Source organism: Streptomyces sp. JLBG701, assembly GCF_058544905.1.
On record NZ_CM178588.1, the window covers coordinates 909,613 to 928,859 of the forward strand.

Annotated in this window: 17 protein-coding genes and 4 pseudogenes; 12 read left to right on the forward strand and 9 right to left on the reverse strand. The window is 70.8% G+C overall.

All coding sequences use genetic code 11. The features are described from left to right. Positions 1–117: 117 nt before the first annotated feature. The 5 genes from AC5DRG_RS04130 to AC5DRG_RS04150 are packed head-to-tail and all read left to right on the forward strand — an operon-like array spanning position 118 to position 4,558. Entirely contained in the window at positions 118–693 is a 576-nt protein-coding gene (locus AC5DRG_RS04130) for a 2-oxoacid:acceptor oxidoreductase subunit gamma family protein (RefSeq protein ID WP_491808111.1), read from the forward strand. Beyond that, complete coding sequence (porA, locus tag AC5DRG_RS04135; RefSeq protein WP_491808113.1) at positions 677–1,918, forward strand: pyruvate ferredoxin oxidoreductase; 1,242 nt, start codon at positions 677–679, stop codon at positions 1,916–1,918. The genes AC5DRG_RS04130 and porA overlap by 17 nt, the downstream gene beginning before the upstream one ends. Then, positions 1,915–2,925: a thiamine pyrophosphate-dependent enzyme gene (locus tag AC5DRG_RS04140; RefSeq protein WP_491808114.1), complete on the forward strand. Its 1,011-nt coding sequence runs from the start codon at positions 1,915–1,917 to the stop codon at positions 2,923–2,925. The genes porA and AC5DRG_RS04140 overlap by 4 nt, the downstream gene beginning before the upstream one ends. Beyond that, positions 2,922–3,374 carry a hypothetical protein gene (locus AC5DRG_RS04145; RefSeq protein ID WP_491808115.1) on the forward strand — a complete coding sequence of 151 codons (453 nt, stop codon included), beginning with the start codon at positions 2,922–2,924 and terminating at the stop codon, positions 3,372–3,374. The genes AC5DRG_RS04140 and AC5DRG_RS04145 overlap by 4 nt, the downstream gene beginning before the upstream one ends. After that, positions 3,305–4,558 carry an NAD(P)-binding protein gene (locus tag AC5DRG_RS04150; protein ID WP_491812965.1) on the forward strand — a complete coding sequence of 418 codons (1,254 nt, stop codon included), beginning with the start codon at positions 3,305–3,307 and terminating at the stop codon, positions 4,556–4,558. Before AC5DRG_RS04145 ends, AC5DRG_RS04150 begins: the two co-directional genes overlap by 70 nt. 69 nt (positions 4,559–4,627) lie before the next feature. Here the strand turns inward: AC5DRG_RS04150 and AC5DRG_RS04155 are convergent, their stop codons facing one another. The 6 genes and pseudogenes from AC5DRG_RS04155 to AC5DRG_RS04180 all read right to left on the reverse strand — a co-directional run. Then, a complete protein-coding gene (locus AC5DRG_RS04155; RefSeq protein WP_491812966.1) occupies positions 4,628–5,251 on the reverse strand; it encodes a hypothetical protein in 624 nt (207 codons plus the stop codon). 183 nt (positions 5,252–5,434) lie between these two features. Then, positions 5,435–7,289 (reverse strand): annotated as a pseudogene (locus AC5DRG_RS04160) (phosphoketolase family protein); the annotation flags it as partial. Between the two features lie 118 nt (positions 7,290–7,407). Continuing rightward, positions 7,408–8,238, reverse strand: a complete 831-nt coding sequence (locus AC5DRG_RS04165; RefSeq protein WP_491808117.1) for a universal stress protein — start codon at positions 8,236–8,238, stop codon at positions 7,408–7,410. Positions 8,239–8,315: 77 nt separating this feature from the next. Then, positions 8,316–8,753 (reverse strand): pyridoxamine 5'-phosphate oxidase family protein, encoded by a 438-nt coding sequence (locus AC5DRG_RS04170; protein WP_491808119.1) that lies wholly within the window; start codon positions 8,751–8,753, stop codon positions 8,316–8,318. Positions 8,754–9,199: 446 nt separating this feature from the next. Continuing rightward, positions 9,200–9,901 carry a helix-turn-helix domain-containing protein gene (locus tag AC5DRG_RS04175; protein ID WP_491808121.1) on the reverse strand — a complete coding sequence of 234 codons (702 nt, stop codon included), beginning with the start codon at positions 9,899–9,901 and terminating at the stop codon, positions 9,200–9,202. Between the two features lie 19 nt (positions 9,902–9,920). After that, positions 9,921–10,037: pseudogene (locus AC5DRG_RS04180) on the reverse strand (alcohol dehydrogenase); the annotation flags it as partial. A gap of 204 nt (positions 10,038–10,241) precedes the next feature. Here AC5DRG_RS04180 and AC5DRG_RS04185 point away from each other — a divergent pair. Next, positions 10,242–10,634, forward strand: a complete 393-nt coding sequence (locus AC5DRG_RS04185) for an STAS domain-containing protein (RefSeq protein WP_491808123.1) — start codon at positions 10,242–10,244, stop codon at positions 10,632–10,634. A gap of 17 nt (positions 10,635–10,651) precedes the next feature. Here the strand turns inward: AC5DRG_RS04185 and AC5DRG_RS04190 are convergent, their stop codons facing one another. After that, on the reverse strand, positions 10,652–11,653 hold the full coding sequence (locus tag AC5DRG_RS04190) for an Acg family FMN-binding oxidoreductase (RefSeq protein WP_491808125.1): 1,002 nt from the start codon (positions 11,651–11,653) through the stop codon (positions 10,652–10,654). Between the two features lie 326 nt (positions 11,654–11,979). On the opposite strand from AC5DRG_RS04190, the gene AC5DRG_RS04195 reads away from it, so the two are divergent. Beyond that, positions 11,980–12,549 carry an Rv1733c family protein gene (locus AC5DRG_RS04195; protein ID WP_491808127.1) on the forward strand — a complete coding sequence of 190 codons (570 nt, stop codon included), beginning with the start codon at positions 11,980–11,982 and terminating at the stop codon, positions 12,547–12,549. A 135-nt stretch (positions 12,550–12,684) separates the two neighbouring features. Here AC5DRG_RS04195 and AC5DRG_RS04200 read toward each other — a convergent pair whose 3' ends face one another. Continuing rightward, a complete protein-coding gene (locus AC5DRG_RS04200; protein WP_491808129.1) occupies positions 12,685–13,329 on the reverse strand; it encodes a universal stress protein in 645 nt (214 codons plus the stop codon). Between the two features lie 191 nt (positions 13,330–13,520). Here AC5DRG_RS04200 and AC5DRG_RS04205 point away from each other — a divergent pair, with 191 nt between their 5' ends. Together AC5DRG_RS04205 and AC5DRG_RS04210 are read left to right on the forward strand one after the other, a co-directional pair. Then, positions 13,521–13,802 (forward strand): anion permease, encoded by a 282-nt coding sequence (locus AC5DRG_RS04205; protein ID WP_491808131.1) that lies wholly within the window; start codon positions 13,521–13,523, stop codon positions 13,800–13,802. Further along, positions 13,712–15,027, forward strand: a pseudogene (locus AC5DRG_RS04210) (DASS family sodium-coupled anion symporter). Before AC5DRG_RS04205 ends, AC5DRG_RS04210 begins: the two are co-directional and overlap by 91 nt. Before the next feature lie 36 nt (positions 15,028–15,063). Here the strand turns inward: AC5DRG_RS04210 and AC5DRG_RS04215 are convergent. Next, positions 15,064–15,561 (reverse strand): annotated as a pseudogene (locus AC5DRG_RS04215) (amino acid kinase family protein); the annotation flags it as partial. 340 nt (positions 15,562–15,901) lie between these two features. On the opposite strand from AC5DRG_RS04215, the gene AC5DRG_RS04220 reads away from it, so the two are divergent. The 3 genes from AC5DRG_RS04220 to AC5DRG_RS04230 all read left to right on the forward strand — a co-directional run bounded on the left by AC5DRG_RS04220 (position 15,902) and on the right by AC5DRG_RS04230 (position 19,232). After that, entirely contained in the window at positions 15,902–17,116 is a 1,215-nt protein-coding gene (locus tag AC5DRG_RS04220) for a globin domain-containing protein (protein ID WP_491808133.1), read from the forward strand. 187 nt (positions 17,117–17,303) lie between these two features. After that, positions 17,304–17,528 (forward strand): hypothetical protein, encoded by a 225-nt coding sequence (locus AC5DRG_RS04225; protein WP_491808135.1) that lies wholly within the window; start codon positions 17,304–17,306, stop codon positions 17,526–17,528. A 99-nt stretch (positions 17,529–17,627) separates the two neighbouring features. After that, entirely contained in the window at positions 17,628–19,232 is a 1,605-nt protein-coding gene (locus AC5DRG_RS04230; protein WP_491808137.1) for an oleate hydratase, read from the forward strand. The last annotated feature ends 15 nt before the right edge of the window (positions 19,233–19,247 follow it).

Sequence of the window (19,247 nt, forward strand, 5' to 3'; positions counted from 1 at the left end):
GCCGGACCGGGAGGGGCCGGGTTCCCTTCGGCCCTCCATTGGGGACGTTCGGCCCCTGAGGATCCCGCCGCCCCGCGCGGTACGACTGGGCCAGGTCCCGTTCGGGAGGAGGGTGCCGTGTTCCAGATACGCATCCACGGCCGCGGAGGCCAGGGCGCCGTCACAGCCGCCGAGTTGCTGTCGGTGGCGGCCTTCCTGGAGGGCCGCCACGCGCAGGCGTTCCCGAGCTTCGGCTCGGAGCGGACCGGGGCGCCGGTCATGGCGTTCTGCCGGATCGGCGACCGGCCGATCCGGGTCCGCGAGCCCGTCACGCACCCCGACGCCCTGGTGATCCAGGACGCGACGCTGCTGCACCAGGTGAACGTCTTCGAAGGGCTCCGCCCCGGCGGCTGGGTCCTGATCAACTCCCCGCGCGGCGCAGACGACTTGGGCCTTCAGACGCTCACCGGCCCCGTCGTCACGGTCCCCGCCACCGCCATCGCCCTTCGCCACTTCGGCCGCCCGGTCCCGAACGCCGTCCTGCTCGGCGGGCTCGCCGCACTCACCGGCTGCGTGACCATCGACTCGCTGACAGCGGCCATCGAGGAACGGTTCCCCGGCGGTCTGGGCCAGGCCAATGTCGACGCCGCCCGGGAGGCGTACGAGCACGTCGAGGTCGCGCGGAAGGAGCTCTTCCATGTTGAAGCAGACTGAGGGCTCACGTGCGGTCGCCGAGGCCGTCGCGTACTGCCGCCCCGAAGTGATCGCCGCCTACCCGATCTCGCCGCAGACGCACATCGTCGAGGAGCTCAGCAGGCTGGTGAAGTCCGGCGCGCTGAAGCCCTGCGAGTACGTCAACGTCGAGTCGGAGTTCGCCGCGATGTCGATGTGCATCGGCGCCTCGGCGGCGGGCGCCCGCACCTACACGGCGACCGCGAGCCAGGGCCTGCTGTACATGGTGGAGGCCCTCTACAACGCCTCCGGGCTCGGCCTGCCGATCGTGATGACGGTGGCCAACCGGGCGATCGGGGCCCCCATCAACATCTGGAACGACCACAGCGACAGCATGTCCCAGCGCGACTCCGGCTGGATCCAGCTGTACGCCCGCGACAACCAGGAGGCCGCCGACCTGCACCCGCAGGCCTTCCGGCTGGCCGAGGAGCTGTCGCTGCCGGTGATGGTGTGCATGGACGGCTTCGTGCTCACGCATGCCTGGGAGCGGATCGAGGTCCCGGAGCAGGCGCAGGTGGACGGGTTCCTGCCGCCGTACGAGCCCCGCCAGGTTCTCGACCCCGCCGAGCCGGTCTCGATCGGCGCGATGGTCGGACCGGAGGCCTTCACGGAGGTGCGCTACCTGGCCCACGCCAAGCAGATGCAGGCGCTGGAGGCGATCCCGGACATCGCCCGGGAGTTCCGGCAGGCGTTCGGGCGGGACTCCGGGGGCTTGATCCATCCGTACGCCTGCGAGTACGCCGACACGATCGTCGTGGCCCTCGGCTCGGTGCTGGGCACGGTCTGCGACGTCGTCGACGAGATGCGCGAGGCCGGGGTGCGGATCGGGGCGCTGGGGATCACTTCCTTCCGGCCGTTCCCGCTGGAGGCGGTACGGACGGCGCTCGACGGTGCCCGCCGCGTGGTCGTCCTCGAACGCGCCCTCGCGGTCGGCGTCGGCGGGATCGTCTCGGCGAACGTGCGCACCGCTCTGTCCGGGATCCGGCTCGACGGTCACACCGTGGTCGCCGGGCTCGGCGGGCGCCCGATCACCAAGGCCTCGCTGCACCGGCTGTTCGCCGACGCGGTCGCCGGACGGCTCGGACATCTGACATTCCTGGACCTGGACACCGAACTGGTGGAACGGGAGTTGGCGCGGATGGCGGCGACCCGGAGGTCCGGCCCGTCCGCGGAGAACATCCTGCGTGATCTGGGGAGCAACCGATGAGCGCCGCGCAGCAGGTGAAGTTCTATCAGGTCGGCAGCCACGCCGCCGGAAACCGGCTGCTGGGCCCGGAGTTGCAGTCAGACCAGGCCGATCCGGCCCGGTCCAACGCGCTCACCTCAGGACACCGCGCCTGCCAGGGCTGCGGCGAGGCGCTCGGCGCACGCTACGTCCTGGACGCGGCGCAGCGGGCGGCCGGCGGCAAGGTGATCGCGGTCAACGCGACCGGCTGCCTGGAGGTGTTCTCCACGCCGTACCCGGAGACCTCCTGGCAACTCCCCTGGCTGCACTCCCTGTTCGGCAACGCGCCGGCCGTCGCCGCCGGGGTCGCCGCCGCCTTGCGCGCCAAGGGCCGCACGGACATCCGCGTGGTCGGACAGGGCGGGGACGGCGGCACCGTCGACATCGGGCTCGGCTGTCTGTCGGGCATGTTCGAGCGCAACGACGACGTCCTGTACGTCTGTTACGACAACGAGGCGTACATGAACACCGGCGTGCAACGCTCCGGTGCCACTCCCCCGACCGCCCGCACGGCCACCACCCAGGCTGTCGGCGAGGATCCCGGCGCCCCCTTCGGGCAGGGCAAGAACCTGCCGCTGATCGCGATGGCGCACGAGATCCCGTACGTCGCCACGGCGACCATCGCCGGGCTGCGCGACCTGGAGGCCAAGGTGCACCGGGCGATGGGGATGCGCGGCGCCCGCTATCTGCATGTGCTGGTGCCCTGCCCGCTGGGCTGGGGCACGGCGCCTTGCGACACGGTGCGCATCGCGCGGCTCGCCGAACAGAGCGGGCTGTTCCCGGTGTTCGAGGCGGTGGACGGCGAGGTGACCGACGTGACGCCGATCCGCCGGAGGGTGCCGGTCGAGGAGTATCTGCGCCCGCAGAAGCGGTATGCACACCTCTTCGAGCCGGAACCGCGCACCGATGTCATCGCCCGCCTCCAGCGGGCCGCCGACCGCAACATCGCCCGGTTCGGGCTGCTCGCGCACGAGGAGGCGTCGCCGTGAAGGAGAAACCGTTCGCGATCACCCTGGACGTGGGCTCCAGCCTGGCCAACCGGACCGGAGCCTGGCGCACCGAACGTCCCGAGTACGTCCACCGGTTGCCGCCGTGCAACCAGGCGTGCCCGGCCGGCGAGAACATCCAGCAGTGGCTCTTCCACGCCGAGGGCGGCGACTACGAGTCCGCCTGGCGGCAATTGATGCGCGACAACCCGCTGCCCGCCGTCATGGGCCGGGTCTGCTACCACCCCTGCGAGACGGCCTGCAACCGCGTGCAGGTCGACAACGCGGTCGGGATCAACGCCGTCGAGCGCTTTCTCGGCGACCAGGCGATCAAGCGCGGCTGGACCGTGCCGCCCCAAAAAACGCGTCCGGAAAGCGAGTCCTGGTGGTCGGCTCCGGTCCGGCCGGACTGTCGGCGGCCTACCACCTCCGGCTGCTGGGCCACGAGGTGACGATCCGTGAGGCACAGGACCGCCCGGGCGGCATGATGCGCTACGGCATCCCGCGCTACCGGCTGCCGCGCGAAGTCTTGGACGCGGAGATCGACCGCATCCGCAGGCTCGGGGTGACGTTCGAACTCAACGCCCGCGTGGACGACGTGCTCGCCGCACAGCGGGACGGCGGCTTCGACGCCGTGTTCCTGGCCGTGGGCGCGGGCATGGGCCGGCGGACGTACATCCCGGCCGGCGACAGCGCCCGCATCCTCGACGCGGTGGCGCTGCTCGGGAGTATGGAGGGTGAGGATCCGCCCCTGCTGGGCCGCCGGGTCGCTGTCTACGGCGGCGGCAATACAGCCATGGACGCCGCCCGTACGGCACGAAGGCTCGGCGCGAGCGACGCCGTCGTCGTCTACCGGCGCACCAGGGACCGTATGCCCGCACACGACGAGGAGGTCGGGGAGGCCCTGGAGGAGGGCGTGCGGATGAAGTGGCTCTCCACCATCAAGCACGCCGACAGCGGCCGCCTCACCATTGAGCGGATGCGGCTGGACGACACCGGATTCCCGCAGCCCACCGGCGAGTTCGAGGAACTGGAAGCCGACGCGGTGGTGCTCGCGCTCGGCCAGGACTCCGACCTGTCGCTCCTCGCGGGCGTGCCGGACCTGTCCATGGACCACGGCATGGTGCAGGTGGCCGACGGCCTGATGACGGGGCATCGGGGCATCTTCGCGGGCGGCGACATGGTTCCCGCCGAGCGCACGGTCACCGTGGCCGTGGGGCACGGCAAGAAGGCGGCACGGTACATCGACGCGTATCTGCGCGGCACGGCCCACCGGCCCGAACCCAAGCACGCGCCCGCGGACTTCGAGCGGCTCAACACCTGGTACTACTCCGATGCCCCCGCCTCCGTGCGGCCCAGGCTCGCCCTGGCCCGGCGCGTCACGACGTTCGACGAAGTGGTACAGGGACTCGACGAGTCCACCGCCCTCTTCGAAGCCCGGCGCTGCATGTCCTGCGGCAACTGCTTCGAGTGCGACAACTGCTACGGCGTCTGCCCCGACAACGCGATCACCAAGCTGGGCCCAGGCAAGGGCTTCGCGATCGACTTCGACTACTGCAAGGGCTGCGGGCTGTGCGCGGCCGAGTGCCCGTCCGGGGCGATCGACATGGTGCCCGAGGAGGACTCCGACACATGAGTCGCTCACAGAAGTCGGGGCACCGCCGCGTCACCGCGACAGTGCCCCGACTTCTGTGAGGCGTGGAGATCAGATCAGCCACCGGTTACGGCTGACGAACGGCAGCCGCGCCCATGCCTTGCCCAGACCCCAGGTGGCACCGGCGCCCGCGACCGCCAGAGCGATCAGCACGACGGCGTAGACGACGTGGTACTCGGCGAACGGGTTGGTCGACATGCTCGCCGACCCGTCGGACAGGTGCTTGGCCGGCGGCCACTCCGCGATCCACATCAGCGCCATCATCGCCGTGCCTGCCACGGCGGCGAGCCGCAGTCCGATGCCGGCGATGAGGGCGAGACCGATGCCGAGCAGACCGAGCATGAACAGCCAGTCCGCCCAGGCGGTCCCGGCCCAGTCGTGGAAGGTGGACTCCATCGGTCCGGCCGCGACCCCGCTCAGGAAGCCCTTGGTGGGCGAGCCACCGTCGATCCAGCCGTTGCCCGACTGGGTCGCGTAGCCGAAGCCGAAGGTCTTGTCGAGGAACGCCCACAGGAAGACGAACCCGGTCAGCAACCGCAGCGAGGCGAAGACGTACGCGCGGGTCGCCGTCGCCGCCACGGTGGTCGTGTCGGCGGACGCGGGAGCGGTTCCGGTCCTGCGCAGGGACGGGAAGCGGAATCCCAGGTGGCGGTGCGGGTTGTCGTGGACTGCCATGATGCTCATCCCTTCCAGGGGTGACGCGAGGGATATTGACGACTCTCGTTCCGGTATCAATGTCCCGCCGCGGCCATGGAGTTCAGAGGGGCCACATGCCCCGGGCCCTGGGGCCCAAGGTCCCCGTTTCCGGGTCCGTTCAGCCGTCCCAGGTCCAGTCCGCGACCTCGGGCAGATCCGTGCCTTGTAGCCCCGCACGTGGAGATTCGCGTGGCCGATCCTGCGGTAGGCAAGACGGTGGATCAGCCATGGGTAGCCGTGGTATGCGAAGATCACCGGCTTGTCCGGCGTGCAGCCGGGCCAGGTCGACGACGTTGACGACCCGCACGGCCAGCTCCGGCAGATGGCTGCGCAGCAGCTGCGCGGCGGCCAGCACCTCCTGGGTGGGGACGTCGCCTGCCGCGGCCGGCACGACGTCCGGCTCCCGCTCGCCGTTCTCCGTGCCGGCCCATTCCCAGATTCCGGCGCCGCGCGCACATTGCACCTTGGCCTGGTCCATGGACAGCCAGTCGAAGCAGGGCTGCTTGCCGGCCACGATCACGTTGACGTGGTCGCGGCTGCGGAGGGCGTGATCCGCCACCGAGAGCAGGGTGTTGGCGTCCGGCGGCAGGTAGACACGGACGGCCTCGGGGCTCTTGTTGAGGATGTGGTCGACGAAGCCGGGGTCCTGGTGGGAGAAGCCGTTGTGGTCCTGGCGCCAGACATGCGAGGTCAGCAGGTAGTTGAGGGAGGCGATGGGGGCACCCCAGGGCAGCCGCCGCGTGACCCGCAGCCACTTGATGTGCTGGTTGACCATCGAGTCGACGATGTGCACGAACGCCTCGTAGCAGGAGAAGAGTCCGTGTCCGGGTGTTCGTCGACTGGGAGCATCTGGGCCTGCCAGGCCTTGCCGCTCGCGTCGAAGACGGCCTGGAGGCGGTTGGAGGCGGTCTCGTCCGGGCCGACCAGACGGAAGTCACGGCTGCCGCTGGTGTCGTGCACGACGTGGCCGAGCAGATCACCGAGGACTCGGGTGGGCTCGTGCAGCGTCGCGCCGGGCTTGTCGACCGGAACGGCGTACCGGTCCAGCTCCGGAAGCGGGAGCTCGCGCAGCAGCAGGCCGCCATTGGCGTGCGGGGTGGCGCCCAGGCGGCGGGCGCCCTCGGGGATGCAGGCCAGCACCTGGTCGCGGGGGCGACCGCGCTCGTCGAAGAGCTCTTCGGGCTTGTACGAGCGCAGCCACTGCTCCAGCCGGCGCAGGTGGCTGCCAGCGGAACCTGGTGGGCGCGCCACGTGCCCTCCACCGGCAGGCCGTCGGCCTCGGCGGGCCCGGTCCAGCCCTTCGGGGTGCGCAGCACGATCACCGGCCAGTGAGCTCGTTCGGCGACGTCGTCTTCACGGGCCGAGGTCTGGATGGCCGCGATCCGTTCCGGGGCGTCGTCCATCGCGCCAGCCATGGCCCGGTGCACGGTCATCGGGTCGTCGCCGGTGACGTGGATCGGAGAGTGGCCGTATCCGCCTCGCCGTCACCGATCACACAGTCGACCAGCAGGTCCGGGTTGTCCAGGGCGGCGCCGTACGCGTGGGAGAGGCAGTAGCCGAGTTCGCCTCCCTCGTGGATGGAGCCCGGTGTCTCGGGGGCTACGTGGCTCGGCACCCCGCCCGGGAACGAGAACTGACGGAACAGCCGGGCCATACCCTCCGCGTCCCGGCTCACGTCCGGATACGTCTCGCTGTAGCTGCCCTCCCGCCAGGAGTTGGCGAGGACAGCGGGGCCACCGTGGCCGGGACCCCAGATGCACAGGGCGTTCCGGCCGCGGGCCTTGACCACCCGGTTGAGGTGGGTGTGCACCAGGTTCAGGCCGGGGGACGTACCCCAGTGGCCGAGCAGCCGCGGCTTCACGTGCTCCGGGCGCAGCGGCTCGGCCAGCAACGGGTTGGCCATCAGTTAGATCTGGCCGACCGCCAGGTAGTTCGCTGCACGCCAATGTGCGTCCAGGGCCTGCAGTTCCTCGTCCGTGAGTTCGTGAGCGGGCGCCAGTGGTGTGTCGGCCGACATGTCGGGTCCCTTCGGGGGGCGGAGTCGGAGGTGCATGGGGTTAGCACCTCCTCACCCTGCGCCCGCCCCTGGGGCCCGACAGGGCCGACCGGGCCATTCCCTTCGGTCGTACCGGCTGTCAGCTGATCGGCACGATGGTCACGGGACAGTGGGAGCGGTGCAGCAGGGTGTGCGCGACCGGGCCCAGGCGTGGGCCGAGCCGGTCGGCACGGCGGTGGGCGCCGATGATCACGATGCCGGCCTCGCGGGTGGCCTCCAACAGGGCGTGCGCGGCGCCGGTACGGACCGTGTGTGCCTCGACGCCGACCTCAGGGTGCTCCTCCCGCAACTCGGCCATCGTGAAGCGCGGCACCGCCTCCTCGGCGCCGTCGCGCCGGGCGAGTTCTCGCTGTCCCGGGCTCGTCGCGGGTACCAGCGACGGCAGCTCGGGCGCGACGTGCCGGTGGCTCCACGCATGCAGCACGCGCAGCCGGACCCCGCGCCGCGCCGCCTCGTGGAAGGCGTAGGCGGCCGCCGCCGCGTCGGCGTCGCTCCCCAGGCCGAGCAGCACCTCGCGTCCGTCGTCGCACCGGTGGTCGCCCCGCACGACCAGCAGCGGGCTGTGGATGTGCGCGGCCAGGCGCAGGCTCACCGAGCCGAACAACAGGCCGGTGAACGCGCCGAGTCCACGGTTGCCGACCACGGTGAGGGCGGCGCCTTCGCTCTCTCGTGCCAGCGCGCGCACCGCGCCGTCCATTGCCACCACGGGCGCGACCGTCAGCTCGGGATGGTGAGCGCGTACCCGTGCGACAGCCGACGCCAGGACCGGGCCGGCCTCGTCCCGGTCGGACACGGCATGGACGATACGCAGGGCAGCACCACGACGTACCGCCTCTTCCGCGGCCCAGTCCAGTGCTCGTACGGCGATCACTGAGCCGTCCGCTCCGACGACCACATGCTGGGGGCTCATTTCCCTCTTCCCTTCTGTGCTTCTGGACTTGAGTGTGTTGTCGGTTCACAGCGCTCATGGGTCGGATGGCGGCAGGGTCAAGCGGAGAGGTCCACTCCGTACATCGTGCGACCGCCGACGAGCTCACATCCGGTGACCAGTTCGGACTCGACGCGCACGAAGACCTCCTCCGGCGAGGGCGCCCAGGAATGCGGTCCCACCCGGTGCAGCCTCGCGTGCTCGGCCGGATCGGTCACCACGGCGGCTCGACCGGTGACGACCACGCTCCAGCCGGAGTGCGTAGCCGCATCGACGTCGTCCACCTCGAAGGCGACCACCGCCCCGTCGACCGCGCGGACCAGCTCCGAGGCCGCCGACGTCCGCAGCACCACAGTGTTGTCGTCCAAGGCGAAGTTGACGGGCAGAACAGCCGGCAGGGCCTTGCGCGTGTGGACGATGCGGCCGATGGGCGCCTTCGACAGCAGGCGCAGGCACTCCTGCCGGTCCAGTTCACGGAAACCGTCGTTGGGATACATGGCCAACCGCCTTTCGCCTGGTGCAGCGGTGCACGTCCCATCGTCTGGCGGGCAGTGGGCGCCGGAGAGGGGCCATCGGTCCCGTCCCCGCCGGAGAGCGGCCCTGGAGACAGGACGGCGGCTCCCGCGCCCGCCGACCACGGACGGCTCCCCTCGCCGGTCCGTGCTCGGCCCAGCGCCTCCCATCCGTCCGCCCGGTCGGTCGCCGGGACCGGTACGGACATGGGCGCCTCCAGGACGAGCGCGGCCCGTCCGCCCGAGGTCAGGCAGGGGATCAGCGCCTGAACCGCCGACTCGGGGTCGACCCCCTGCCCGGCGGGACGCAGCGCCGGTGCATCCAGTGCGGCCCAGGCGAACCTGCCCAGCGTCACTGAGCCGACGTCGACACCGATCACGCGCGCTTCCATGCGCCAGGTCCAGCACAGTCGGCCAAGTCCGGGCATCGCTCACCCGTCGGCCGCGGGGCCCTCCCCGATCTCGCGGCCCGTGATCTCGACTGCGTCGATGCAGACCCACATCTCGCGTCGGCCGCCCGCCCAGGGGGCGCTGTACGCCCGGTCCCTGAGTCGGCGTGCGGCGCCCGGATCCATCACGCCCCGGGCCCGGCCGCGCATCAGCACGCTCCAGCCCCGGCTCAGCGGCTCGTCGATGTGGTCGACCTCGAACGCGACCCGCTTGCCGAGAACTTGAGACGGTATGGCCCCGGGGGCGGTCCTGAACGCCACCGCGCCGTCGACGACGCTGTAGTTGACGGGCAGGACCGTCAGCCCCTCGGCGGTGAGCACCGCGAGTCTGCCCACACCATGGGTCCCGAGCCGCCTCCAGCATTCCTCACCACTGAGCGCGACCAACTCCGGTCGGCGAGTGGCCTGTCCCAGGCCTGGCGGTGAGTCGACGTCACCGCCGGTGAGTGCGGTCACGGTGGTCTCCAGAGCGCCCGCGAGCCGGAGGAGGACGTTCCTGCCCGGTGCGGCGATGGGAGATTCCTCCAGGTACTTGAGGTAGCCCGGAGCCATACCCGCCCGGGCGGCCGTTTTCCGCCGGGTCAGGCCGAGTTCCGCGCGGCGCCGGACGAGCCGACGCCCGAGGTCGCCTCGCGCCGATCCCGTCCGTGCGTTCGCCGCGCCGGAGGATTCCTGGTCGAGCACGGCCCTCACCTCCTTGTCTTCAGGCCGACGGAACGGCCAGCGTGTCGTGCCGCTGCCCGCCGAGCACCACCTTGAGCGCGCCGGTGTCGGCGGCCCGGGCGAAGACGTCGTAGCCCTCCTCCATGTGGTCCAGCGGCCGCGGCGAGGTGCGCTGCTGCACGCTCCCTCGAGTCCAGCTTCGACCAAGTGGTCGGCACCCGCATGGGCCGGTCGGTCCCCTCACGCGTCCGGACGGGACCGTTCGGTCCGGGCTCCGGAGGGGACCGCACATCCATGCGGAACCACATCAACGGGCCGACCGGCCCTACAGCTCGACCCGGCGCTCCGCTTCCCTGTGTCCGTGGCCGAAAACCACACCAGACCCGCGCCCCGCCCCACGGAACGCGTTGTCGGCAGCACGACCGTGGTGGAACTGCGCGGGGAGATCGACCTCCTCACGGCGCCGCCTCTCTCGGCACGCCTCGACACCCTGACCGCCGGCCCATGCCCCGACCTGGTGCTGGACCTGCGCCACGTGTCCTTCATCGACTGCAGCGGACTGAGCGTGCTGTGCCGGGCCAGGACCCGGGTCCTGGCCCGGCACGGACGACTACGGCTGGTCGCCGACAGCACCCGCTTCCTGCGCATCCTCCGGGGCACGCTCCTGGCCGACGTCTTCGAGATCCACTCCGAACTTCCCGCGGCCCAGCCCGGCAACTCCGGCGAGGGCATCGCCGCCGCTGCGGTCGCCTGACCGGTCCGAGGGCGTGATCACCGGCTGGGCGGCTCCGTCTCGAACACCGCGTCAGGGGCGCGCCGCGGGGTCGCAGAGCCCTCCGGGCCGTAGCCGAGGCGGATCAGCATCTGTGCGTGCCCGGTGTGTTCGGGGTCCGGGCTCAGCGTGCGGCGCAGGTCGGGCCACTCCATCGCCTGGTGGAGCAGGGACGCCCGTAGACCGTGCACCGTCGCCACCAGCAAGACGTGTTCGAGGGCCTGTCCGGCACGCAGCCAGTCGGTGCGGCGGTCGTGTGCGGTCGTCAGCAGGGCGATGACCGGACCGGGCTCGAAGTCCTGTGCGGGCAGCCTCTCGGGGTGCCGCTGCGCGGTGAAGTCGCGCATGGGGATGCGCTCGCGTGCGTCCTGCGGGCCGAGCCCGCCCTGCGGGATGCCGGTGTCAGCGGGGTCGCCCGGGTCGACGTGCACCCAGCGACGGCTCTCCATGCCACGGCCGGAATCGGCGCGGTTGCGGTGCTCGGCCTCCGCGGTCAGGCGGAGGAGACGTGCCGTCTCCTCCGCAGTGGGAAAGGTCAGCAAAGCACCTTCCATGTGGGCCGCTTCGGCGAGTTCGACGCGTGCGTTCTGCGGCAGCGGCCTGCCGGAGAAGGGGAAGCGGCTGCTGTGCCGGCGCCAGATCGCCGGGTAGAGGTCCGCACGGTGGCCCGTGGGGTGTGAGGTGTGGGATCCCGTGAGCCGTACGGTGGCGAGCAAGGCCGTGTCCTCGGGCCGTGGCAGCAGCCGTACGACAGGTGACCAGCCGAAGTGGGCGATCGCGACACGGAGGTTGAAGACGGACGCGCCCACCGACAGGTGCAGGGCACGGGCGACCGGATCCGCGTGGCGCAGACTCCGTTCCGGGGCGGCGCGCACTTGGAAGGCGACGGTGCCGGGGTCCAGCCGGTAGCGCCACGGCTGGGTGTTGAAGATCGATGGCGCGGCCACGGCTGCCGAGATACAGGTTTCCAGGGTCGAGGCATCGAGAGGTGCGGTGTGCATGGTGACCTCCTCCGATTCGGACGTCGGACGGGGACCGGTGTTCTTCGAGGGTGGAAGCGCTGCGGGGGCGGGGCGAGGGGCCGATGGTCCCGCGCCGGTGGCCGGACAGGGCACTGTCGCGTGGTCCTCGCGGCCGGGACGAGTGGCGTGGCGCGGCGGCCTGCGCTGTCGTGTCGTGCGGTCCTGCGGCCATGGGGCTGAACGACCCGTCACCGTCTCGGACTTGGACCCGACCGGCCCCAAGATGTCGCCTGATCGGCCCATGCCACGACGTGCTTCCGGCTGTCACCTTCCTGACAGTGACAATGACGAGGAGGTGCGGACCGATGCGTGGCGGCAGGCGTACGAAGAAGACGCTGTGGCGGTGGCGGAGCAACCCGCTGCGCCGACGCGACGATGTTCTCGAGGCATGGCTCGTACTGGCCGTCTGGGCGCTCATCGCGGTGGGTGGCACACTCGCCGGCGTGCTGACGGCCCACGCCGCAGACAACGTCTTCGCGCAGCAACGCGCCGAGCGCACCCCCGTGCGAGCAGCGCTCCTCGTGGACACCCCACGGGCCGCAGCGCGCAGCGACCGGGCGCTGGCAAAGGTCCGCTGGACTGCCCCGGACGGTTCTGTCCACACCGGCGAGACCCTGGTGAACGCCGGGCAGAAGGCCGGGGCCGGCATCTCGGCCTGGACGAACGCCCAGGGCGACCTGACCACCGCGCCGCCGAGCCGGACCGACGCAGATATCGAAGCAGGTCTGCTGGGTGCCACCGCCGCTCTCGCCGTGACCGGCCTGGTGGTCGGCGCCGGAGGCGGCACACGGTGGTGGCTGGACCGGCGGCGCATCGATCAGTGGGGCAGGGAGTGGGACCTGGTCGGACCGCAATGGGGGCACAAGACAAGCTGACTGACCGGGCCGGCCGTCCTCGGTGGAGGATGGCCGGCCCGGTCGGTTGCGGCCCTGTCAGACGCTGGCTGTCGGCAACCACGTCCTGTGCGTCCAAGCCCGTGGCTTGCCCTTCCCGGCCTCGGCCCCTCGCCGTCAGGTCGGCGCCACGGCCACGGGGCACTTCGTGTGCTCCAGGAGCGCGTGCACAGCCGGGGAGAGCGCGTCCGCGCGACGACGGCCGGCCACCAGCAGTTCGGTTCGAGCAGAAGCCCTGACCAAGGCGTCGGCGACGCCGAGGAGCATCACATCCTCCAGCACCCGCACGGACGGACACCTCTCCCGCCAGGGGCGCACCGTGTCGGCCAGCACCTGCTCCTCGTGATCCTCCCAGCGGCCCCGGTCCTCCTCCGGCACGGGGTACGGCATCCACGCGGCTTCGGGCAGCGGCAGCTTCCAGGCATGCACCACACGCAACCGCGCGACCCGGCAGCGCGCGGCATCGAACGAGAAGTCCATGGCCGCCTCGTCCAACCGCCCCGTATCGACACCGACTGCGACCGCATCCAGGCGCCTGCCCGGGACCTCGTACGCGAACCGGCGCGGCACCAGGACCACCGGCCGCCGGGACTGCGCGGCCACGGACAGGGCCACTGTCCCGGGCCCGATCCCTTCGGGTCCTCCGGCCCTGCGCATGCCCAGCACGACGAGTTCCGTGGCCCCACCCGGATCCGACAGCACTGCGGCCGGCTCACCGTCGAGGGTCACGCCGGCGACCGCCAAGTCCGGATTCCGAACCATCAGTTCCGCGGCTGCCTGCCTCTGCACACCACCGAGGGGCCGTCCGGGGCTGCCTGGCAGTGCCGTTGGGCCCTGGGTGAGAGCCGGATGCCGGATGTCATGTCCTCTTCCCGTCCACGACCGTGGAGGCGAACCACTCGCTCCCGCCCGGCGTACCGCCGCGGAGCGAGCCCTGGCAGGGAGTGGACAGCGTGAAGTTCTTCAACGTGCCGGGAGCCCGTACCGAAGGAGCGGCATCCGCGAGCGGAGGCGTACGACCACGTCGGAGTCCCCCGTGGCTGACGCGGGAGACCTTGTGGACGGCCGTGAAATGGATCGTCCCCTGCGCCCTGGGTCTGACCGTGTATCTGCTGCCGCAGCCAGACGGGATCAAGTCCGGAGGATGGGCAGTACTGGCGATCTTCACCGGCACGGTGCTCGGGCTGATCCTCCAGCCTCTGCCGCTCGGCGCGGTCGCCCCTGGGTCGGCCTGACGGTCACGCTGATCACCGGGACGCTGGAGCCGGATGTCGCGCTGGGCGGCTTCTCCGAGCCGACGATCTGGCTGATCGTGGCGGCGTTCTTCATCTCCTTGGGCTTCACCAAGACCGGCCTCGGCCGCCGGATCGCGCTGCTGTTCGTCCGGGCCCTGGGCCGCAGCAGCCTGGGACTGGCGTACGGAATCACCCTGACCGGCCTGGTACTGGCACCGGCCACACCCAGCAACACCGCACGCTCCGGCGGCGTCATCCACCCCGTCATCCGCTCACTCAGCGCCAACGCCGGCTCGCACCCGGCGACGAGAGCCGTCGCAAGCTGGGGGCGTATCTGAGCGTGACCGCGATGCAGGTCAACACGGTCACCAGCGCGATGTTCCTGACCGCCATGGCCGCCAACCCGCTCGCGCAGAAACCCGCCGCCGACCACGGAGTGCACCTGACCTGGACCTCCTGGGCCATTGCGGCGCTCGTACCCGGCCTGGTGGCGCTCCTGGTCCTCCCGGCACTGCTGTACCGCGTCTTCCCGCCCTCTCTCCGCGACACCCCCGAGGCGCCGACGCAGGCACGCGAGCAGCTGGACGAGCTGGGCCGGATGTCACGTCAGGAATGGACGATGGCCACCGTGTTCGTCCTGCTCCTCCTGCTCTGGTCGGTCGGTGGCCAGGTGTACGACCTGTCGGCCACCGTCTCCGCCTTCACCGACGTGGCACTGCTGCTCGTGACCGGCGTACTGACGTGGGGCGACCTGGTCGCGGAGAAGGCGGCCTGGACGACTCTGGTGTGGTTCTCCGTGCTGGTGATGACGGCCGGCCAGCTCCAAGAGCTCGGTGTGATCGGCTGGTTCAGTGACGCGATCACCGACGTCACGGACGGCGTGGGCTGGCAGACCGCGTTCGTGATCCTCACGCTGGTCTACCTCTTCTCCCACTACCTCTTCGCCTCCAACACCGCGCACGTGGCCGCGATGTACGCCGCGTTCCTCGCCGCTGCCATCGCGGCCGGGGCGCCGCCGGTGATGGCCGCCCTGGTGCTCGGCTTCATCAGCTCCCTGTACGGCGGTCTGACCCAATACGCCTCCGGCCCGGCCCCCGTCCTGTTCGGCGGCGGCTATGTCACCCTCGCCGAGCGGTGGCGCACCGGCCTGGTCGCCGCAGGCGCCAACATCGTGATCTGGATGGGCGTCGGTGCCGTTTGGCTGAAGGTCCTCGGGCACTGGTGAGGCGACTCCCCCACGTGCCTTGACGATGCGGAGGGGCGGGGCGGGGCCGGGGCAGCCGCGCGCGACGGGGACGACACGGCGCCAGCCCGCACCGTCCTGTGCGATGTACCAGCCGTGCCTGCGGGCCAGGGACTCTGCGGTCTTGCGGGAGCACACCTGGCCGACGAACTTCGTGGGGCACCGGAAGGCGGGATCGTCGGCCCGTACGACGGTGTGGGTGACCAGCGCGGCGATCTGCCATCCGGGCAGGGTGTCGTGCAGCGTGCGTACCAGCAGGGAGCCGATCATGCCCTGGGTCTGGGCACCGAGCAGGTCCAGCGGATATGGACTGCTGAGCGCCGGATCGGCGGTGCTCTCCATGGCGAGCAGGCCGATCTGGGGACCGTTGCCATGGGTGACCACGACCTCGTGTTCCAGTGTGAGGGCGGTGATCGCGGTCGTCACCCGGTCGATGTTCGCTTCTTGAGCGGCTGCGTCGGGGTGTTCACCCCGGTGCAGCAGGGCGTTGCCGCCGAGGGCGACGACGATGCGCATGGCTCAGTTCTCCTCGCGGTCGTACGGAACGGCCTGATCCATGACCAACCCTTCTGCGCCGACACTGCCACCGTCGGCGGCCACAGGTCCCACGCAGGGCCCGTTGGTCCCGAGTGCGCCGCTCGGCGGCTTCCCCCTCGCATCGGAAGCCTCCGCCGTACGGCCCTGTGACCGATGAGGCTGTTGGGCCGATGCGCCCGAATCGATGGGGCCGTTGGTCCCCACTTGGCCCGGCGAGGCGAAACAGCGCCGAAACACGGACCGCTGCCTGATACACAGAAGACCGCCGCCCATACGACGCGGCACCTTTCCCCCTTTTCCGCCCTGCCCGGGAGGCTTCATGCTGTCCGCAGAATCCGCCGCCTTGGTCCGTGCCACCCTCCCCGCCGTGGCCGGAGCACTGGACGAGATCACGACGCGCTTCTACGGCGCGATGTTCCGAGACCGGCCGGAACTGCTCGACGGCATGTTCAACCGAGGCAACCAGGCCAGCGGCGCCCAGCGCCGCGCCCTGGCCGGCTCGATCGCCGCCTTCGCGACCGCGCTGCTCGACGATCCGGACACGCGCCCGGACATGCTCCTGACCCGGATCGCGCACAAGCACGCAGCCGTCGGGGTAACAGACGACCAGTACACGATCGTGCACAAGTACCTGTTCGGTGCGATAGCCGAAGTACTCGGCGACGCGGTCACCCCGGAGGTCGCGGCCGCCTGGGACGAGGTGTACTGGCTGATGGCCGGCGCCCTGATCGGCCAGGAGGCCCGCCTCTATCAGGACGCGGGTGTGCGGCCCGGCCGCATCTGGCGACAGTGGGCGGTCGTGGAACGCCGTACGGAGACCGCGGACGTGGTGTCCTTCCTGCTCCGCCCGGCCGACGGCGAGCCGGCCCCACGGGCACGGGCGGGCCAGTACGTGAGCGTGCGCGTCCGCATGGCCGACGGCGTACACCAGTTGCGGCAGTACAGCCTGTCCTCGGACCCTGGCGGGGACCTGCGGCGGATCACCGTGAAGCGGGTCGATGGGGCCGCGGGCGAGCCGGACGGCGAAGTCTCGGGTCTGCTGCACGCGCAGATCCGAGCAGGCGACGAACTCACACTCTCCGCGCCCTTCGGCGATGTCTTCCTCGACGACCCGGCCGACGCCGCCACCCCGGTCGTCCTGGTCTCGGCGGGCATCGGCTGCACCCCCATGACCGGCATACTGGCCCACCTCACCGCTCTCGGCTCCACCCGCCCGGTGCTGGTCCTGCACGCCGACCGTTCCCCCGCCGACCATGCCCTGCGCACCGAGACACGGGAGCTCGCCGGCCAACTTCCGGACGCTCGCGCCGTGTTCTGGTACGAGCGGCCCAGCCCGGAGGAACCCGGCGTCCGCACCGGCCTGATGGACCTCGACGGGATCGAACTGCCCGACGACGCCACGGTGTTCCTGTGCGGCCCACTGCCGTTCATGCGAGCGGTACGCGGACAGCTGTTGCATGCCGGAGTCCCGGCGCGACGAATCCGCTACGAGGTCTTCGGGCCCGACCTGTGGCTGCCCGGCACGGCGGCATGAAACGCGCCGCCCCTACTGTGCTCTGAGGAAGGAATCCCTATGACCAGCGACAACACTCAAGGGGCGCCCGCGATTCGGCTGCGCAGCGAAGGAGCCGTGGACGAGGACACCCTCGCGTACGCGTACGAAGATCGACGCCGCCGTCAGTCGGCCGGGGCTGCCCGCGGTCACGGGAGAGGTGCGGATCATGCGAGCGGCCGCCCATCACGCGGACCGCCCCTGGTCGGCCACGGCCGACCTGCACGTGGGCGGTCGGCAGGTCGTGGTCCTCGCGGAGGAGGCCACGGGCACGGAGGTCGTCGACCAGCTCCAGGACCGGCTGCGCCGGCAGACCGACAAGGCCGTCCACTCCTGGGACACAGGCCACCGGACGGCTGTCCCTCCGTGGCGTGGCGGACAGCAGTCCGCGTGAGTCAGCGGTGGCACGGCCCGGTCGGTGACGATCCACCGACCCGCACAGGAAACCGTGGGGTGTGCGGTTCCCGATCGACGGGCGAGAACGAGGAGTTGCGTGATGGCACAGGCGTATCTGGTGGGTAGCGGCATCGCGGCGCTCGCCGCGGCCACATTCCTGATCCGCGACGGCGGCTTCGACGGAGCGGACATCCACCTCTTCGAGGAGCAGCGCGGCATCGGGGGCAGCCTCGACGCGGGCGGCACGGCGGACGCCGGCTACACCATGCGGGGTGGGCGGATGTTCGAGGCCGAGTTCCGCTGCACGTACGACCTGCTGTCCGCCATTCCCACCCTGGACGACCCGTCGGTGTCCGTGACACAGGAGATCCTGGACGGACACGAGGACTTCGCCTGGGACGACATCGCCCGCCTCGTCGACGGCGACGGAAAGATCGTCGACACGCGGTCGATGGGGTTCTCCGAGCGCGACCGGATCGACCTGGTGCGTTGCCTGGCGAACCCGGAGGGACACCTGGACGGCAAGCGGATCACGGACTGCTTCGGCGAACACTTCTTCACCACCAATTTCTGGTTCATGTGGTGCACGACGTTCGCCTTCCAGCCCTGGCACAGCGCCATGGAGTTCCGCCGCTATCTGAGGCGTTTCATCCACCTCTTCCCCGAGTTCGCCACCATGTCGGGCATCCACCGCACTCGCTACAACCAGTACGACTCGATCGTGCGGCCCCTGACGGCCTGGCTCCGCGAGCGCGGCGTCACCGTCCACACCGGTTGCCGTGTCACCGACCTGGGATTCACCCCGGGCATCCGGAGCGGCACGGTCGACACCATCCATCTGACCAGAGGTGGCCATGAGGAGAAGATCCCGGTCGCCCCCGCGGACCTGGTCCTGGTCACCAACGGCTCCATGACCGACGCCTCCAGCCTCGGCTCGCACTCCTCCGCGCCCCCGCCCGCTCCGCATCGCTCGGACGCCTGGCTGCTCTGGCACCGACTGGCCCGGGGCCGGGAGAACTTCGGCGACCCGGCCGTCTTCGACAAACATGTGAAGGAATCCCGCTGGGAGTCGTTCACGGTCACCTCCAGGGACCCGGTCCTCCTTGACGCGCTGGAGAAGTTCAGCGGACGCGAGACCGGCCGGGGTGGCCTGATGACCTTCACCGACTCCAACTGGCTGCTGACCATCGTCGCCAACCGCCAGCCCGTGTACAGGGACCAGCCCGAGGGCGTCTCGGTCTGGTGGGGCTATGGGCTGTTCCCCGGACGCGCGGGCAATCACACACCCAAGCCGATGACGATGTGCTCCGGCCTGGAGATCCTCGAAGAGGTCCTGCACCACCTGCACCTCGACGAACCGACGGCGGCCCGCGTCCTTGAGACCTCCACCGTCGTGCCCTGCGTGATGCCGTACATCACCAGCCAGTTCCTGGCCCGCCGCCGCGACGACCGGCCCGAGGTCGTGCCCGAGGGGTCGGTGAACCTTGCCTTCATCGGCCAGTTCGCGGAGGTGCCCGACGACGTCGTCTTCACCGTCGAGTACTCCGTACGCACCGCCTGGACCGCGGTGTCTCAGCTCCTCGAACTCGACAAACAGCCGCCTCCGGTCTACAAGGGCCACCACGACCCGCACGTACTGGTGGCCGCCCTGGAGACCATGCACCGCCGGCCGACGGGGGCCTCGGACCTCTGCGAACAGTGATCCGGTTCACCGGCC

What these genes read in the sequence shown, in the direction of transcription:
- AC5DRG_RS04200 (WP_491808129.1), bottom strand. Translation starts at nt 13,329, where the DNA reads ATGGTTCGGAATCCGGACTTGGCGGTCGCCGGCGTGACCCTCGACGGT.
- AC5DRG_RS04140 (WP_491808114.1), top strand. Translation starts at nt 1,915, where the DNA reads ATGAGCGCCGCGCAGCAGGTGAAGTTCTATCAGGTCGGCAGCCACGCC.
- AC5DRG_RS04225 (WP_491808135.1), top strand. Translation starts at nt 17,304, where the DNA reads ATGCGAGCGGCCGCCCATCACGCGGACCGCCCCTGGTCGGCCACGGCC.
- AC5DRG_RS04190 (WP_491808125.1), bottom strand. Translation starts at nt 11,653, where the DNA reads ATGCACACCGCACCTCTCGATGCCTCGACCCTGGAAACCTGTATCTCG.
- AC5DRG_RS04220 (WP_491808133.1), top strand. Translation starts at nt 15,902, where the DNA reads ATGCTGTCCGCAGAATCCGCCGCCTTGGTCCGTGCCACCCTCCCCGCC.
- AC5DRG_RS04195 (WP_491808127.1), top strand. Translation starts at nt 11,980, where the DNA reads ATGCGTGGCGGCAGGCGTACGAAGAAGACGCTGTGGCGGTGGCGGAGC.
- AC5DRG_RS04155 (WP_491812966.1), bottom strand. Translation starts at nt 5,251, where the DNA reads ATGGCAGTCCACGACAACCCGCACCGCCACCTGGGATTCCGCTTCCCG.
- porA (WP_491808113.1), top strand. Translation starts at nt 677, where the DNA reads ATGTTGAAGCAGACTGAGGGCTCACGTGCGGTCGCCGAGGCCGTCGCG.
- AC5DRG_RS04170 (WP_491808119.1), bottom strand. Translation starts at nt 8,753, where the DNA reads ATGTATCCCAACGACGGTTTCCGTGAACTGGACCGGCAGGAGTGCCTG.
- AC5DRG_RS04165 (WP_491808117.1), bottom strand. Translation starts at nt 8,238, where the DNA reads ATGAGCCCCCAGCATGTGGTCGTCGGAGCGGACGGCTCAGTGATCGCC.